Below are 16,094 nucleotides of genomic sequence, written 5' to 3' on the forward strand. Positions count from 1 at the left end.
GCCGTGGGCTGCGGCATCCGTCAGCCGAAGAGCGCTGCGGCCTCTTCGTAGCGGTACAGCGGCACGGTGTTGAGCTCGCCGAGCGCCTCGGCGAACGGCACGCGGACGATGTCGGTCCCCTTGAGGGACACCATCTTGCCCCACGAGCCCTCGACGACCGCGTCCGCGGCGTGCAGGCCGAGTCGGGTGGCCAGAACGCGGTCGAAGCCGGAGGGCGACCCGCCGCGCTGGATGTGACCGAGGACGGTCGCCCGGGTCTCGATCCCGGTGATGCGCTCGATCTCGGGAGCGAGGACCTCGCTGATGCCGCCCAGACGCGGGCGGTTGAAGGCGTCCAGGCCCTTGTCGCTGAAAGCCTCGTCCATGCCCTTGAGCTTGAACCCCTCCGAGACGACGACGAGCGGGGCGCGGCCTCGGTCGTGCGCCTTGGACACGAGCTCGCACACCTCGTCGATCGTCAACGGCACCTCGGGGATGAGGATCGCATGGGCTCCGGCGGCGATCCCGGCGTGCAGGGCGATCCAGCCGACGTGGCGGCCCATCACCTCGGCCACCATGCACCGCTGGTGCGAGTCGCCGGTCGTGCGGAGGCGGTCCATCGCCTCGGAAGCGATGTTCACGGCCGTGTCGAACCCGAACGAGTAATCGGTCGCACGCAGATCGTTGTCGATCGTCTTGGGCACCCCGATGACGTTGATGCCGTCCTTGGACAGGCGGTCCGCCGCAGCGAGAGTGCCCTCGCCGCCGATCGCGATGATGCCGTCGATCCGGTGACCGTACAGCGTCTTCGCGATGTTCTCGGCGCCGCCGCGCGGACCCTCGTACGGGTTCGTTCGGCTCGTTCCGAGGATCGTGCCGCCGACCTTCGAAAGGCCCTTGACCTCGTGACGGGTCAGCGGGAAGAAGTCGCCGTCCACCACGCCGCGCCACCCATCGCGGATGCCGACGAACTCGAGGTCATACGCGGTCGTTCCCTTGAGCACGACGCCGCGGATGACCGCGTTCAGGCCGGGGCAGTCGCCACCGCTGGTCAGGATGCCGATCTTCATGCTGTGATTCCTCGCTGTCGGGAAGAGATGAGCCGGCGACGCTGCCTCACCCGACAATATCGGTCAGTCGGCTCCGAGCGCCTGCCGCGTGAGGTGCATCAGGGCCGACAGCTGCACGGAATCGCTCGACTGCGGGTCGACGGCTTCGCCGTCCAGCGCCCGCTGGGCCAGCCCCTGCTTCGAATCGATCAGCTCGGCGATCTTGGTGTCGATCGTGTGCGCGGCGATGATGCGCCACGCGGTGACCGGCTCGTCCTGTCCGATGCGGTGCACCCGGTCGATCGCCTGGGTCTGCTCGGCGGCAGTCCACGAGAGCTCGGCGAGCACGACGTTCGAGGCCGCCTGCATGTTCACGCCGACTCCCGCCGCGGTCAGCGAGCAGACCGCGATGCCGACGCCGGGGTCGGTGTTGAAGTCGTCGATCGCCTGCTGACGGGCAGGGGTGGTCTGATCGCCGCGGAGCGACACCGTGCGAAGGCCCGCCGATGCGAAATGCGCCTCGGCGGCATCCATCACATCGATGTGCTTGGCGAAGAAGACGACCTTGCCCACCGAGCGCTGCAGCTGCACCGCATAATCCGCGGCGAGCAGCGCCTTGGCCTGGCCGATCTTGCGGACCATGGTGAAGACGTTCTCGGATCCGGTGCCGGCGGCTTTGGACTCGTCGAGCTCGTTCTGAGCGACCAGGCGGACGATGTCGGGATCGACCTCTCCGGGAGCCAGGCCGCGGTCTCCGCGCGCATCGATGATGCGGCGATAGCGGTCGGCGAGGCGGGTGCCCAGTTCGCGCTCCGCCTGCCGGATCGACCGGCCGAACTCGTCGTCCAACTCGACCGGAAGATCGGCGATCAGCTTGTCGGGCAGATCGGCGGCGACGTCCTTCTTCTTGCGCCGGACGATGCCCATCGATATGACGGCGTTGCGGGCCTCGGGGTAGAACGCCTTGTCCGCCGGCGTATAGCCGGTCTCGTCCAGTCGTTCCATGAGGAGCGGTCCGGGCTTCTCGCCGGTCGTCCAGCCCAGGAAGCGCCAGATGGCGTCGAAGTCCTCGACGTCGTTGATGAGCGGGGTTCCGGTGAGGGCGAGCAGCAGCGGGTTGCGCACCTGTTCGCGGATGCGGGCAGCCAGGGCGAGCACGTTCTGCGAGCGCTGCGACCCCAGGTTCTTGATGAAGTGCGCCTCGTCCACGACCAGGCCCTTCAGGCCGATCGAGCTCAGCCAGGACAAATGCCTGTCGAGGATCTCGTAGTTCACGATGAAGACGTCGGCGAATGCATCGACGTGCTCTCCGTCGCCGGAGATGACCGTCGCGCGACGCTGCGGCGTCCACCGCTCGACCTCGCGCGCCCAGTTCATCTTCACGACGTTCGGCACGACGGCAAGCAGCGGGTAGGCGTCGGCGACGGATGCCGCGAGCACGGATTCCGCGGTCTTGCCCAGCCCCGGCTCGTCGGCCAGGAGGAACGTGCGGTGTCCCTCGCGGACGGACTCGAGGAAGCGCGACTGGTGCACCATGATCTCGAGGCCCTTCGGCGAGAGCCGATCGAACTCGGGGACGGGGGGCAGCTCCATCGAAGCCTGGCCGCCACCGGCTCCGGTCTCGAACGCCTTGTACAGGGGGCCCATGAGCTCCCAGCCGTCGAGGCGGCGACGCGGGTGCTCCTTGGACGGTCGGGCTGCCAGGTCCGGCGCGAGGAAGGGGTTCGCCATCTGACGGGACTCGATCGTAGGCGGCACGACCTGCCGCTGGGCGAGCGCGGGCGGCACGACATTCGCGGAGGTGGGTGCGACGTCCGTGATGATCAGCTCATCCGGTGCGAGCTCGGCGCCCGACTCGAGCAGCCAGTCGCGGCGCATGCGGCGGGCGACGGGACTCGCGGCCTGATCGACTTCGAGCAGCTGGATGAGCGATGTGTCGCGGGCGGCGGTCTTGGCGAGGATCGTGGCCACGCCGTCGAGGCGCTTGAGCAGCTCGGCACGCGCCGAGTCGGCGAGCGTCGTGTCGGCTTTGACCCGGGCACGCTCTTCGCGCACCAGGAAGGCGATGACCTGGAACTTGACCCTATTCGTCGGGCCGAGCTTGCCGCGCTGGGCCTTGGCCTCGACCTCGCGCACTTTGCGGGCGAGGATGGGGATGATGGGGGCCTCATCGTCGCGGCGCGACGGCTGGGGCTTCCTGCGCCGCTGCGACGAAGCGTTCGTCTTCTGCGCGGCAGATGCCGTGGTCGGCATGCTCCTCCTGAGCGTGAGTGCCGGAAATCTCCGGCGGTGACCGGTCGGGACCGGCAAGGTCGGCGTGCTCCCGCGGGCGGCATGCGCCGTCACGAACGCGGGACGGGATGTCGGTGCCTCCGGGCTGCGGGCACTCGCTTCTGCGAGCTGCGGCCATGTCGGCGACGAGATCCTCGGCTTTCAGTCTAGCGGAATCCTGCGCATTTCAGCCCCAGAGCGTGGCCACGACATCCTCGGTGTAGCCCGGGACGTCGAAGTTGATCGTGTAGCTGCTCACCCAGGCATTGCCTCGCAGGAGGTGCGTCTCGGTGAGCTCCGCGATCTGATCGTCCTGGTTGATCATCGACTGGGAGAAGCGGCACACCGTTCCGCCGAGCTCATCGGCGCATGCGAAGCCCGCGTCCGTGAGCGCGGCCGCGATCGCGGTGGACTGCGCGGAGTCGACGAGGCTGACGTTGGTCGCCATGCCGGAATCGCTCGGAAGCCCCCAGGAGCAGCGGATCGTGGGCACACCCGATGACAGCAGCTCGAGGGCCTCCACGTTCTGGGTGGAGGTCATCGTCACGCCGGGGTCGTTCAAGGGTCCCCGCTGCTGAAGGGCCGTCAGCATGGCCGCGGAGTACACCTGCTCGCACGCCGTCGGCAGCGTGATCTGATCCCCCGCCTCGGCGGTCGGGCTGGCCGACGCCGTCGGGCTCGCCGGAGCCGTCGTCGCCGACGTCGTCGGCGAGGCGGAAACCGCCGGAGTCCCGGTTGCAGAGGCCCCCGGCACCGGCTCCGGCTGGCATGCGGCGAGCACGAGACCGAGGGCGCACACGGCAGCCGCCACGGCCACGACAGGGGGTCGACGGGAGAAAGGGCGCGGCATGGAACCTCCGTGGTCGTCGGGCGGGCCGCGGACCGGCGACTATTCCTGCCCCGCGACGCCCTTCTGCCACACCGAGAGCGTGGCGGGATCGTCGGTCACGATACCGTCCACCCCCAGCGCCGTGACCTCATCCCACTGCGTGTCGCTGTTGAGCGTGTAGACGACCACGCGGATGCCGGCCTCATGCAGCTCGTCCACCACCTCCGGCCGCTCGAGGATTGCCTTGCGGCTGACCACCAGACCGCGCACCCCCGCCTCCGTCGCGGCGCTGACGACGTCGGGCGGGAGGTGCTTGAGGATGAACAGGCGTGGCAGCACCGAGGAGGCCGACGCCGCCATCGCGAGCGTTCGCGCGTCGAAGCTCGAGACGGCGACGCGCCGTTCGAGGTTGCGCGCCGCCACCTCGCCGACGGCGGACGCGACGGCGGCGGCATCCCACTCGCCCTTGAGCTCCACAATGGCGCGCTGGCCCGAGGTCGCCAGCAGATCGAGGAACTCGGCGAGGGTGGGCACGGGTGTGCCGGCGTATTCGGATCGGAACCATCCGCCCGCATCGAGTGCCTGCACCTGCGCCAGCGTCAGATTGGAGAGTCGGCCGTGTCCGTCGGTCGTGCGATCGACCGTCGCATCGTGCATGAGCACCGGCTGCCGGTCGGCGGTCAGGGCGACATCCACCTCGACGTAGTCGAAGCCGGCGGCCAGCGCCGCGGTGATCGCAGGGAGCGTGTTCTCCGGCGCCGTGGCACCGCCGCCGCGGTGACTCGCGATGAACGCCTGATCGCCGGCGCTGCGGGTCGCCCCGAGCATCTCGGTCGCGCTCACGCGTGCGGGGGTGGCGCCGACGAAGGCGATCACCATGCTCAGCGTGGCCAGGACGCACACGATCGCCAGCGCCTGGAATCGATCGCGCGCGTTATCGGCCGTACCCCCACGGGGTTCGGGGTCGTCGGGCATCGGGTATGTCCTCCGGTCGTGCACGCGTCGTCGTCGACGCGTGCACCCACCCTACATGGCCCGTTACCGTTTCGTTACCGAGCAGGTGCGCGGTTTCCGCCCTGTGTTCAGACCATGCTCTTGGTGTGCCACACGGTCTTGGTCTCGGTGAACGCGGTGATCCGATCGAGGCTGGGAGAGGCGGCATCCGGGCCGACCTCGGGCGGCAGCACTCGCTTGAGCGTGTCGGCCGCGGCGATCTGAAGGTCGATCCAGTCGAGGTCCGCCGCGCCGACGAGATCGAGCGCGTTCACGTCGGCATGCGATGCGAGCCACGGGGCGATCTCGGCCGGCGAGCCGGTGAGGATGTTCACCACTCCGCCGGGAACGTCGGATGTCGCCAGCACCTCCGCCAGGCTGATCGCCGACAGCGGGAGTCTCTCACTGGCGACGACGACCACGGTGTTGCCGGTGACCAGCGGCGGCGCGACAGCGGAGACGAAGCCGAGCAGCGACGAGTCCTGTGGTGCGATCACCGCGACCACCCCGGTCGGCTCGGGTACCGAGATGTTGAAGTACGGGCCGGCGACGGGATTGGCGCCTCCCGCCACCTGGGCGTGCTTGTCGGCCCACCCGGCGTACCAGACCCAGCGATCGACGGCCTCGTCGACTTGGGCCGATGCCGCGGCAGCGCTGACCCCCTCGAGCTTGGTGATCTCGTCGACGAACTGGGCACGACGGCCTTCCAGCAGCTCGGCGATCCGGTACAGGACCTGTCCGCGGTTATAGGCGGTCGCTCCCGCCCAGCCCTTGAGCGCCCCGCGCGCGGCGACGATCGCGTCACGCGCGTCTTTGCGGGAGGCCTTGGCGACGTTGGCGAGGAAGTCGCCCTTCGCCGTGTCGATCTCGTAGGTGCGGCCGGATTCGCTGCGGGGGAACTTGCCGCCGATGTAGAGCTTGTAGGTCTTGGGTACGGCCAGACGTGTCATCCCCGTGCCCCCTTCTTCGCGGTGCGCAGTTTTCGGGGAGCGGGCGGGGATGCTGTCGCCCCCGCAGCCAGTGCGCTCTGCCGCGGCGCGCTCGAGGCCGGAGCGAGGTAGGCCGCCAGACCATGCCGCCCGCCCTCGCGACCGTAGCCGGACTCCTTGTACCCGCCGAAGGGAGAGGCCGGGTCGAAGCGATTGAACGTGTTCGCCCAGACGACGCCGGCGCGCAGCCGGTCGGCCACGGCGAGGATGCGCGATCCCTTGTCGGACCAGATCCCGGCCGACAGCCCGTACGGCGTGTTGTTCGCCTTGGCGATCGCCTCGGCGGGCGTGCGGAAGGTGAGCACCGACAGCACGGGTCCGAAGATCTCCTCACGGGCGATGCGGTGGCTCGCCTGCACGTTCGTGAAGATGGTCGGTGCGAACCAGAATCCGTTCTCGGGGATGACGCAGTCGGGGCTCCAGCGCTCCGCGCCCTCGTCCTCTCCCACCTGCGACAGTGCCGTGATGCGGTCCAGCTGCGCGCGGGAGTTGATCGCTCCGATGTCGGTGTTCTTGTCAAGAGGATCACCCATCCGAAGGGTGGAGAGGCGCTGCTTGAGGCGGTCGACGACCTCGTCGTGGACGTTCTCCTGCACGAGGAGCCGGCTGCCCGCGCAGCACACGTGCCCCTGGTTGAAGAAGATGCCGTTGACGATGCCCTCGATCGCCTGGTCGACCGGCGCGTCGTCGAAGACGATGTTCGCCGCCTTGCCACCGAGCTCGAGGGTCAGCTTCTTGCCGGAGCCGGCGACCTCCTTCGCGATGGCACGCCCGACGCCGGTCGAACCGGTGAACGCGATCTTGTCCACGCCGGGGTGCGAGACCAGCGCGGCGCCGGTCGCGCCCGCACCGGTGACGATGTTGACGACACCCGGCGGCAGCTCGGCCTGCTGCAGGATCTCGGCGAAGATCAGCGCTGACAGCGGCGTGGTCTCAGCCGGCTTGAGCACGACGGTGTTGCCCGCGGCGAGGGCCGGGGCGATCTTCCACGCCAGCATGAGCAGCGGGAAGTTCCACGGGATCACCTGACCGGCCACGCCCAGCGCGCGGGGGCTCGCACCCAGGCCCGCGTAGTCGAGCTTGTCGGCCCAGCCGGCGTAGTAGAAGAACCAGGCGGCCACGAGCGGAACGTCGACGTCGCGGCTCTCCTTGATCGGCTTGCCGTTGTCCAAAGACTCGGCGACGGCGAGCTCGCGCGCCCGCTCCTGGATCAGCCGCGCGATGCGGAAGAGGTACTTGCCCCGATCCCGCCCGCTCATCTTCGACCAGGTCTTCTCGTACGCGCGGCGGGCCGCGGTGACGGCGCGATCCACGTCGGCCGCGCTGGCGGCCGAGACCGTCGCGATGTGCGATTCGTCGGCGGGATTGATCGTGGCGAAGCTCTCGCCGGTCCCCTCGACGAACTCGCCGTCGATGAAGAGGCCGTACGCGTCGCGCAGGCGGAGGATGGCGCGCGACTCGGGCGCGGGGGCGTATTCGAGGAAGCTCATCGGTCTGTGGTCCTAGTCGCCTGATCGATCAATCAATGGTCACGTAATCGGCGCCGGAGTAGGCCCCGGTGCGCAGCTTCTGGCGCTGCAGCAGCACGTCGTTGAGCAGGCTGGATGCGCCGTAGCGGAAGAGGTGCGGCTGCAGCCACTCCTCGCCGACGGTCTCCGCCACGGTCACGAGGTACTTGATCGCGTCTTTCGAGGTGCGGATGCCGCCCGCCGGCTTCACGCCGATCTTCTCGCCCGTCGCGCGATGCCAGTCGCGGACCGCTTCGAGCATCAGCAGGGTGGTCGGCAGTGTCGCAGCGGGCTGGACCTTGCCGGTGGAGGTCTTGATGAAGTCGCCCCCCGCGAGGATCGCGAGCCACGACGCGCGCTTGATGTTGTCGTACGTGGTCAGCTCACCGGTCTCGAGGATCACTTTCAGGGAAGCGTAGGTTCCGTCGCTGCGCCGGCATGCCTGCTTGACACGGGCGATCTGGTCGAAGACCTGACCGTAGCGTCCGGCGAGGAAGGCGCCGCGGTCGATCACCATGTCGATCTCGTCGGCGCCGGAGGCGACGGCGTCCGCCGTGTCGGCGAGCTTGACCTCGAGCGACGCGCGTCCGCTCGGAAAGGCAGTGGCGACGGCAGCGACAGACACCAGCCCGTCATCGGGGTCGCCATGGGCCGCACCGAGCGCCGTCACGGCGTGCGGAACCATGTCGCCGTAGACGCACACTGCCGCAACCCGCGGGCACGTCGGGTCCGACGCATCCGGCGTGAGTGCCTTCGCGACGAGCGATCGCACCTTGCCCGGTGTGTCCGAGCCCTCGAGGGTCGTCAGGTCGATCAGCTCGATGATCTTGTCCAGCGCCCACGCCTTGGAGGTGGTCTTGATCGAACGTGTACCCAGGCTTGCGGCGCGCTGCTCGAGGCCGACGGCGTCGACGCCGGGAAGCCCGTGCAGGTAGCGGCGCAGTGTCGTGTCGTCGGGTTCACCGCCGAGAAGGTCGACGGCGCGCTCGGGCAGCGTCTGCAGATCGGTTCGGCTCATCGTTCACTCGTTTCGTTGTCGGCGCTCCGCGAGGGCCTGCCGGGCTGGCTGCGTCTGCGAGGGCGAGAACGCTCACCCGCCGGTTCGCGGACCGGGATCGAGAGCCACCCGCCGGTGCCGCAGCATCACGATCACGCCGATTCCCACGACGATCACGAAGGCGACGGTCAGGGCGGTGAACGCGAACCAATTCTCATCCAGCGCCAGCACGATTCCCGCGGAGATCACGGCGATCGCGGCGGCGGCCAGCTTCGATCCGAACTTCAATCCTACCGCGGGCGTGAGCCGACCCGCCGAGGCGTCGTCCCGCGCGAGGATGAGGTCGGCGAATCCGTCCAGCGTGGCCAGCAGCGCCGCCGAGTAGGCGACCGCGCAGCCGAGGGCACCCCAGAGATTCACGGTGTCGGCCGGGGCGGCCACCGCGAGCAGCGAGATCAGGGCGTCCACGGATCGATCGTAGAGGGGGGCGCGGTCGCCGGTCTACGGCCCGCGTCAGCTGAGGGCGGAGCGGACCCGGCGCACGTCGTCGGTGATCTGCTCCACGAGGGCGTCCAGACCCGCGAACGCGGACATCCCCCGGATGCGTCGCACGAACTGCACTTCCACGCGATGGCCGTACAGGTCGAGATCGGTCTCATCGAGCACGTACGCCTCCACCTGACGCGCGTCCACGTCGTCGAAATGCGGGTTCACCCCGATGGAGATCGCGGCGGGATACCGCACGCCCGAGCGCAGCCCGTCCGGCGAGCCCTCGTCGATCAGCCAGCCTGCGTAGACACCGTCGGCCGGCACGAACCCCTCCAAGTCCTGGCTGAGGTTCGCCGTGGGAAAACCGAGCTCGCGCCCCCGCTTGAGTCCGTGGACGACCTCGCCCCAGACCGAAGCGGGACGCCCGAGCAGCTTGGCCGCCGTCTCGACGTCTCCGTCGGCGAGCACCTCGCGGATCCAGGTGGATGAGACCCGGCGCCCCGCGCCGATCGCACGGACGTCATCGACCACGTCGACGTCGAAGCCCCACTCGCGCCCGAGGTCGCGCAGCACGTCGGGGTTGCCCGCCCCGCCCCGGCCGAACCGGAAGTCCGCGCCCACCAGCACCGTGCGCACGTGCAGCGCGTCCACGAGCACCCGCTGGACGAACTCCCGGGGGCTCAGGGCGGCCAGCTCCGCGTCGAAGCGCAGAACCATCGTCGCGTCGATTCCGGTCTCGGCGAGCAGCTGCACTTTCTGGTGCACGCCGATGAGGTCTTCGGGGCACACTTCCGGACGCAGCAGCGCGAGGGGATTGCGGTCGAAGGTCACCGCGACGACGCGGGCTCCGCCGGTCGCGGCATCCACCCGGGCGCGATCCAGCACCGCACGGTGGCCGGAGTGCACGCCGTCGAACTTGCCGATGGCGACCACGGAAGGACCGAATCCCTCGGGAACCTCCGAAGGATCGCGGAAGACGATCACGGCGCCACCGCCGTGGGAACGGCATCCCTCGTCGTCGCCTCCTGCGGGCGGTGGGTCGCCAGCCACCAGATGCCGAAGAACGGCAGCACGAGAGGCACGAAGAGGTATCCGGCGCCGAACCACGACCACACCGTCGGGTGCGCGAACAGCTCGGGGATCAGCAGGCTGAGCGTGCCGATGAGAAGAACACCCGCCAGCTCGAAGCAGATCGCGATCCAGGCGACCAGATACCAGCCGCGCGAGCCGGCGAACACGAGGGCGAGGGTCGCGACGATGTACACGAGCGCGGAAGCGGCCGAGAGGGTGTACGCGAGTGGGGCTTCGTCGAAGCGCTGCGCGATCTGCACGAACGACCGGCCGGTCGCGGCGAGCGCCATGATCGCGTAGACGACCACGAGAACGCGTCCGATGCCGGTCATGCGGGGGCGGGATGACGACGACATGACGGGTTCAGCTTACGCGCTGGCTCATGCCACCTGGATCGTCCAGATCGCCTGCAAGCGCCACACCATGATCGCGACCGCGAGCGCACCGATGCCCATGATGACGGTGCTCCAGCGGCTGCGCTCGAGCAGCGCCCACGCGACCGCCGCGGGCGGGATGAGTGCGGCCGAGACCAGATAGACCCAGAATTCGAGCAGGCTGCCGGTGGGTGGGTTGCCGGCCAGCGGAGCGATGATCGCGATCACGATCTGGACGATCAGCAGCAGCTCGAGCAGTGCCAGTGCCCCGACGCTGAGGTCGCTCGGGCGTCTTCCCGCCAGACCCAGCACGATGCACAGAAGTCCCGCCGCCACCGCGACGCCTACCTGCACCAGAGTGAACCACAGGATCATGCCGGGGCCTCCGGGGGCAGGTTCATGACGCTCTTGAGGTCGGCGCCGCGCCGCTCGACGACGCCGACGAGCGCGCCGGACGGGTCGACCGCTGCGGCGGGTACGGAATCGACGCGGGATGCCGCGCCGATCAGTCTCTTGCCGTGGCGGAGGTCCTGCGCTTCGTCGGCCGACACGGCGATCGCTCCCAGCACCGCGGTGGCGACATCGGCCGGCGCGCGCAGGGGCCCGGCACCCAGTTCGTCGACGGATGCCGCGCCCTCCACTCCGAACGGGCCGATGCGCGTGCGCCGCAGCGCCGTGAGGTGCCCGCCGATCCCGAGAGCCGCCCCGAGGTCGCGCGCCAGTGCGCGGATGTAGGTGCCGCTGGTGCAGTCGACGGCCACGTCCAGGTCGACGAAGCCGTCCTCCCGGCGGCTGTCGAGGATCTCGAACCGCGAGATCGTGACCGCCCGGGCGGCCAGCTCGACCTCCTCCCCCGCCCGCACGAGGTCGTACGCCCGGCGCCCGGCGACCTTGATCGCCGACACGCGACTGGGCACCTGTGAGATCTCGCCGCGCAGGTCGGCCATTGCGGCTTCGATCGCGGCGGGGTCGAGGGTGGCGGCATCCGTCGTCGTCTGGATCCGACCGTCCGCGTCGTCCGTGTCGGTCGTGGCGCCCAGGCGGATCGTGGCCTCGTAGGTCTTGTCCAGTCCGACGATGAAGGTCAGCAGGCGCGTCGCGGATTCGACGCCCAGGATCAGAAGTCCGGTCGCCATCGGATCGAGGGTCCCGGCGTGGCCGATCTTGCGGGTTCCGAGTGCTTTGCGGGCGCGGGCGACCACGTCGTGGCTTGTCATGCCGCCCGGCTTGTCGACGAGCAGCACACCGGCGGCGACCATCAGCAGTAGTCCGCGAACACGCGGTGCGGGTGGGCGAGGTCGGTGTTGTCGACGATCGCTGCGGCCTCCGTGCGGGGCTGGGCCTCCTTCAGGTACAGCTCCTGACCGTCCCGATATCGGGTGTTCGAGGGCGCCGACGGGCTCGGGTCGGAGCCGTCGCGCAGCGCCATGCGCTGGTAAGCCACGTCGATGGGCACGTCGAGCCACACCGACCAGTTCCACAGGCGCCGCAGCTCGGGCCGGTGCAGGAAGATGCCGTCGACGATGAGGACGGCATCCCGCGGTGCGGTCGTCCACGTCGACTCGACCGGCGTGTCGCGGACGACGTCGAAGGCGGCGAGCTGGAAGCCCGTCGTTCCCCCGGTCTGCACGCCCTCGCGGAACGGATCGACCAGCACGCGCCGGAAGGTCGCGTAGTCGTAGGAGTCGCGGTAGTACCCCTCCGGCGAACGGCGTCCGCGCTCGTAGCGCTCTGCGCGGGGGCGGTGGAAGTCGTCGATCGACGCGCGGAAGACGGCCGAGCCGTCCTCGGCGAACACTTCGGCCAGAGCATCGGCGAACGTCGTCTTTCCGGCACCGTCGATGCCGTCGACCGCGATCATGACGCGCCCGCCGCGGTTGTGCTGCCGCACCTCGTCGCGCAGCTCCCGCAGCAGCGTCGTGGCAGGGGTGATGGGCAGGCGCATGCTTCCAGAATACGGTTCGCGGCACGGTCCAGGATCCCGCTGAGGGCTGGAGTGCCACAGGCTCAGGAGCGCAGCGGGCTTCGCTCGAAGCGACGCGGCGCGACTCTAAGCTGATCCGCATGCCCGACCTCGCGACACCCCTCATCGCGTGGTATCGCGACAACGCCCGCGCGCTGCCGTGGCGCGAGCCGGGCTTCGGCGCGTGGGGCGTGCTGGTCAGCGAGTTCATGCTGCAGCAGACGCCGGTGATTCGGGTCGTTCCGCACCTGGAAGCGTGGCTGCGGCGCTGGCCCACGCCCACCGACCTCGCCGCCGATGCTCCCGCCGAGGCCGTGCGTCAGTGGGCGAACCTCGGGTATCCGCGGCGCGCGCTGTGGCTGCACCGCGCTGCGGTGCAGATTCGCGACGAGCACGGCGGCGTGGTGCCCCGAGACGTCGACGAGCTGCTCGCGCTCACGGGCATCGGCGATTACACGGCCCGGGCCGTCGCGGTCTTCGCGTACGGCGACCGGCATCCGGTCGTCGACACCAACACGCGCCGCGTGCTCGCACGGGCGATCGACGGGAAGGCGCAGCCTGGTCCGCCGGCGCGCTCGGACCTCACCGACATGAGCGCTCTGCTTCCGGACGCCCGCGGTGCGGCCGCGGCCATGAACGCGGCCGCCATGGAGCTGGGAGCGACAGTGTGCACCGCACGCGCACCGCGATGCGACGCATGCCCGATCGCTCATGCGTGCGCCTGGCGGTCCGCGGGCTATCCCGAGACGGGCGACGCCCGGCGCAAGCAGGCGCGCTATGAGGGCAGCGACCGGCAGGCCCGCGGCGCGGTGCTGAAGGCGCTGCGGGATGCCGAGGCCCCCGGCATCCGCTCAGAGCAGCTCATCGCGCACTGGCCCGACGCACGGCAGCGCGACCGCGCGATCACCTCGCTCGCCGACGACGGGCTGATCGAGCTCGTCGGCGGGCAGGCACGACTGCCGCACTGAGGACCTACTCTTCGGTGCGCGCCAGCCCCTCGGCGTCGGCTTCGGCTTCGGCCTCGTCGAACTCCCGCGGCTTGACGTACGGGTCGGCGTCGCCGGCGTACTGAGCGGATGCCGCGAGGCCGGCGACCGCCTCGTCGCGCTCGCGCGCTTCGCGAAGCAGCGCCGCGATGTGATCGGCGTTCTCGGGGATCGCGTCGAGGAAGAACTCGAGCGTGGGGGTGAGACGGGTGTTCAAGTGCTTGCCCACCTCGGAGCGCAGCAGCCCGGTGGCGGACTTCAAGGCCGCGGCCGTGTCGGCGCGCAGCGCCTCATCGCCCATGACGGTGTAGAACACCGATGCGTGCTGGAGATCGCCGGTCACCTTCACGTCGGTGATCGTGACGAAGCCGAGGCGCGGGTCGCGCAGCCCCTTCTCGAGCCGTTCTGCGAGCACCACGCGAATGCGGTCCGCGACTCTCGCCTGCCGTTCTCCAGCCATTTCGATTCCTCACTGCTGTCGCCGGAACACCCGGCGGTGGGTGACGGATGCCCCTTCCGGAGAGGGAAGGGGCATCCGTCGTGTCGGGCTCTAGGAGCGCGGCTTCTCGACCAGCTCGGTCGTCTCGATCTCGTCGCCGATCTGGATGTCGTTGAACTTGCCGAGACCGATACCGGCCTCGAAGTCCGTACGCACCTCGGTGACGTCGTCCTTGAAGCGACGCAGCGACTCGATGGCCAGGCCATCGGCGAGCACGACGCCGTCGCGGATGACCCGCGCCTTGGCGTTGCGCGTGATCGTTCCCGACCGCACGATGACACCGGCGATGTTGCCGAACTTGGACGAGCGGAACACCTCGCGGATCTCCGCCACACCCGACTGGATCTCTTCGAACTCCGGCTTGAGCATGCCCTTGAGGGACTGCTCCACGTCGTCGATCGCGTTGTAGATCACCGAGTAGAAACGGGTGTCCACGCCTTCGCGTGCCGCACGCTCGCGGGCCTTCGTGTCGGGGCGGACGTTGAAGCCGATGATGATCGCGTTGTCGATCGTCGCCAGGTTCACATCCGACTCGGTGATGGCGCCGACACCGCGGTGGATGATGCGCAGCTGCACCGAGTCATCGACCTCGATCTTCAGCAGCGACTCCTCCAGCGCCTCGACGGCACCGGAGACGTCACCCTTGATGATGAGGTTGAGCGACTCGACCTTGCCCTCCTGCAGAGCGCGGGTGAAGTCCTCGAGCGAGATGCGCTTGCGGGCCTTGGCCAGCTGGGCGTTGCGCTCGGCCGCTTCACGCTTCTCAGCGATCTGACGGGCCAGGCGGTCCTCTTCGGTCACGATGAACGTGTCACCGGCGCGGGGCACGGAGTTCAGGCCCTGCACCTGCACGGGACGCGACGGGAAGGCCTCGAGGACAGGATCGCCGTTCTCATCGGCCATGGCACGCACGCGGCCGTACGCCGTTCCGGCGACGATCGCGTCGCCGACGCGGAGCGTTCCGGACTGGATGAGCACCGTGGCGACCGAGCCGCGACCCTTGTCGAGCTTGGCCTCGATCGCGACACCGCGGGCCGCCTTGTTCGGGTTGGCCGTGAGGTCCAGACCCGCGTCGGCGGTCAGCAGCACGGCATCCAGCAGTTCCTGGATGTTCGTGCCGGCACGGGCCGAGACGTCGACGAAGATGACGTCTCCGCCGTACTCCTCTGCGACCAGGCCGTATTCGGTGAGCTGCTGACGGACCTTGGCCGGATTGGCGTCGGGCTTGTCGATCTTGTTCACCGCGACCACGATCGGCACACCGGCGGCCTGGGCGTGGTTGAGCGCCTCGACCGTCTGCGGCATGATGCCGTCATCGGCGGCGACCACGAGGATCGCGAGGTCGGTCACCTGCGCACCGCGGGCGCGCATGGCGGTGAACGCCTCGTGTCCGGGGGTGTCGATGAAGGTGATCGCGCGCTCGATGCCCTCGTGCTCGGTCCAGACCTGGTACGCACCGATGTGCTGCGTGATGCCGCCGGCCTCACCGGCGACCACGTTGGTCTGGCGGATGGCGTCGAGCAGTCGGGTCTTACCGTGGTCGACGTGGCCCATCACGGTCACGACCGGAGGACGGATCTCGAGGTCTTCCTCGTTCTCGTTCTCCAGCTCCGCGTCGAGGTCCAGACCGAAGCCCTCGAGGAGCTCCTTGTCCTCGTCCTCGGGCGAGACCATCTGGATCTTGTAGCCGAGTTCGGCTCCGAGAACCTCGAAGGTCGCCTCGTCGAGCGATTCGGTCGCGGTCGCCATCTCACCCAGGTTGAACAGGATGGTCACGAGCGTGCCGGGCTGAACGGTGTAGCCGGTCAGCGTCTCGATCTTGTCGGCGAAGTCCGAGATCGACGCGCCGCGGCGCATCCGGATGATCTCGCCGTTTCCGCGCGAGACGTTGACGCCACCGACGACCGGAGCGTCCCTCATCTCGAATTCCTGGCGCTTCGCCCTGCGGGACTTCCGCTGCTTGGACTTGCCGCCACCCTTGCCGAACGCGCCCGCCGTGCCGCCGCCGGGGCCGCGCCCACGACCGCCGCCACCGCCGGGACGACCCGCGAAGCCGCCCGCGGGCGCTCCACCGGGAGCGCCGCCGGGACGCTGGAA

Annotated in this window: 16 protein-coding genes; 1 reads left to right on the forward strand and 15 read right to left on the reverse strand. The window is 69.4% G+C overall.

Annotated features, from left to right (window positions below):
- Positions 1-20: 20 nt before the first annotated feature.
- From RWQ91_RS04300 to RWQ91_RS04360, 13 genes are all read right to left on the reverse strand, one after another.
- Positions 21-1,049, reverse strand: a complete 1,029-nt coding sequence (locus RWQ91_RS04300; protein ID WP_314502850.1) for an ATP-dependent 6-phosphofructokinase — start codon at positions 1,047-1,049, stop codon at positions 21-23.
- A 63-nt stretch (positions 1,050-1,112) separates the two neighbouring features.
- Positions 1,113-3,281 (reverse strand): DEAD/DEAH box helicase, encoded by a 2,169-nt coding sequence (locus RWQ91_RS04305; RefSeq protein WP_314502851.1) that lies wholly within the window; start codon positions 3,279-3,281, stop codon positions 1,113-1,115.
- Positions 3,282-3,486: 205 nt separating this feature from the next.
- Positions 3,487-4,149 carry a hypothetical protein gene (locus tag RWQ91_RS04310; RefSeq protein ID WP_314502852.1) on the reverse strand — a complete coding sequence of 221 codons (663 nt, stop codon included), beginning with the start codon at positions 4,147-4,149 and terminating at the stop codon, positions 3,487-3,489.
- 39 nt (positions 4,150-4,188) lie between these two features.
- Positions 4,189-5,103 carry a glycerophosphodiester phosphodiesterase family protein gene (locus RWQ91_RS04315; RefSeq protein WP_314502854.1) on the reverse strand — a complete coding sequence of 305 codons (915 nt, stop codon included), beginning with the start codon at positions 5,101-5,103 and terminating at the stop codon, positions 4,189-4,191.
- A gap of 107 nt (positions 5,104-5,210) precedes the next feature.
- Positions 5,211-6,071, reverse strand: coding sequence for an aldehyde dehydrogenase family protein (locus tag RWQ91_RS04320; RefSeq protein WP_314502857.1), 861 nt, complete (start codon positions 6,069-6,071; stop codon positions 5,211-5,213).
- Complete coding sequence (locus RWQ91_RS04325; RefSeq protein ID WP_314502859.1) at positions 6,068-7,600, reverse strand: aldehyde dehydrogenase family protein; 1,533 nt, start codon at positions 7,598-7,600, stop codon at positions 6,068-6,070. The genes RWQ91_RS04320 and RWQ91_RS04325 overlap by 4 nt, the downstream gene beginning before the upstream one ends.
- Positions 7,601-7,628: 28 nt before the next feature.
- Positions 7,629-8,636 carry a deoxyribose-phosphate aldolase gene (gene deoC, locus RWQ91_RS04330; RefSeq protein ID WP_314502861.1) on the reverse strand — a complete coding sequence of 336 codons (1,008 nt, stop codon included), beginning with the start codon at positions 8,634-8,636 and terminating at the stop codon, positions 7,629-7,631.
- A gap of 72 nt (positions 8,637-8,708) precedes the next feature.
- Positions 8,709-9,083: a hypothetical protein gene (locus RWQ91_RS04335; RefSeq protein WP_314502864.1), complete on the reverse strand. Its 375-nt coding sequence runs from the start codon at positions 9,081-9,083 to the stop codon at positions 8,709-8,711.
- Positions 9,084-9,128: 45 nt separating this feature from the next.
- Entirely contained in the window at positions 9,129-10,088 is a 960-nt protein-coding gene (locus RWQ91_RS04340) for a bifunctional riboflavin kinase/FAD synthetase (RefSeq protein ID WP_314502865.1), read from the reverse strand.
- Entirely contained in the window at positions 10,085-10,531 is a 447-nt protein-coding gene (locus RWQ91_RS04345) for a hypothetical protein (RefSeq protein ID WP_314502866.1), read from the reverse strand. The genes RWQ91_RS04340 and RWQ91_RS04345 overlap by 4 nt, the downstream gene beginning before the upstream one ends.
- Positions 10,532-10,555: 24 nt before the next feature.
- Positions 10,556-10,924, reverse strand: a complete 369-nt coding sequence (locus tag RWQ91_RS04350) for a hypothetical protein (protein ID WP_314502867.1) — start codon at positions 10,922-10,924, stop codon at positions 10,556-10,558.
- Positions 10,921-11,808 carry a tRNA pseudouridine(55) synthase TruB gene (gene truB, locus RWQ91_RS04355; RefSeq protein WP_314502868.1) on the reverse strand — a complete coding sequence of 296 codons (888 nt, stop codon included), beginning with the start codon at positions 11,806-11,808 and terminating at the stop codon, positions 10,921-10,923. The genes RWQ91_RS04350 and truB overlap by 4 nt, the downstream gene beginning before the upstream one ends.
- Complete coding sequence (locus RWQ91_RS04360; protein ID WP_314502869.1) at positions 11,808-12,494, reverse strand: uridine kinase; 687 nt, start codon at positions 12,492-12,494, stop codon at positions 11,808-11,810. The genes truB and RWQ91_RS04360 overlap by 1 nt, the downstream gene beginning before the upstream one ends.
- A 119-nt stretch (positions 12,495-12,613) precedes the next feature.
- On the opposite strand from RWQ91_RS04360, the gene RWQ91_RS04365 reads away from it, so the two are divergent.
- Entirely contained in the window at positions 12,614-13,480 is an 867-nt protein-coding gene (locus RWQ91_RS04365; RefSeq protein ID WP_314502871.1) for an A/G-specific adenine glycosylase, read from the forward strand.
- Between the two features lie 4 nt (positions 13,481-13,484).
- Here the strand turns inward: RWQ91_RS04365 and rbfA are convergent, their stop codons facing one another.
- Both rbfA and infB read right to left on the reverse strand, forming a co-directional pair.
- The gene (gene rbfA / locus RWQ91_RS04370) at positions 13,485-13,958 is read right to left on the reverse strand and encodes a 30S ribosome-binding factor RbfA (protein ID WP_314502872.1); all 474 of its coding nucleotides are present in this window, start codon (positions 13,956-13,958) and stop codon (positions 13,485-13,487) included.
- Positions 13,959-14,048: 90 nt separating this feature from the next.
- The coding region (gene infB / locus RWQ91_RS04375; RefSeq protein ID WP_314502873.1) for a translation initiation factor IF-2 at positions 14,049-16,094 on the reverse strand (2,046 nt) is incomplete at its 5' end.

Origin of the sequence: uncultured Microbacterium sp., from assembly GCF_963524805.1 — a bacterium.
Lineage (GTDB): Bacteria > Actinomycetota > Actinomycetes > Actinomycetales > Microbacteriaceae > Microbacterium.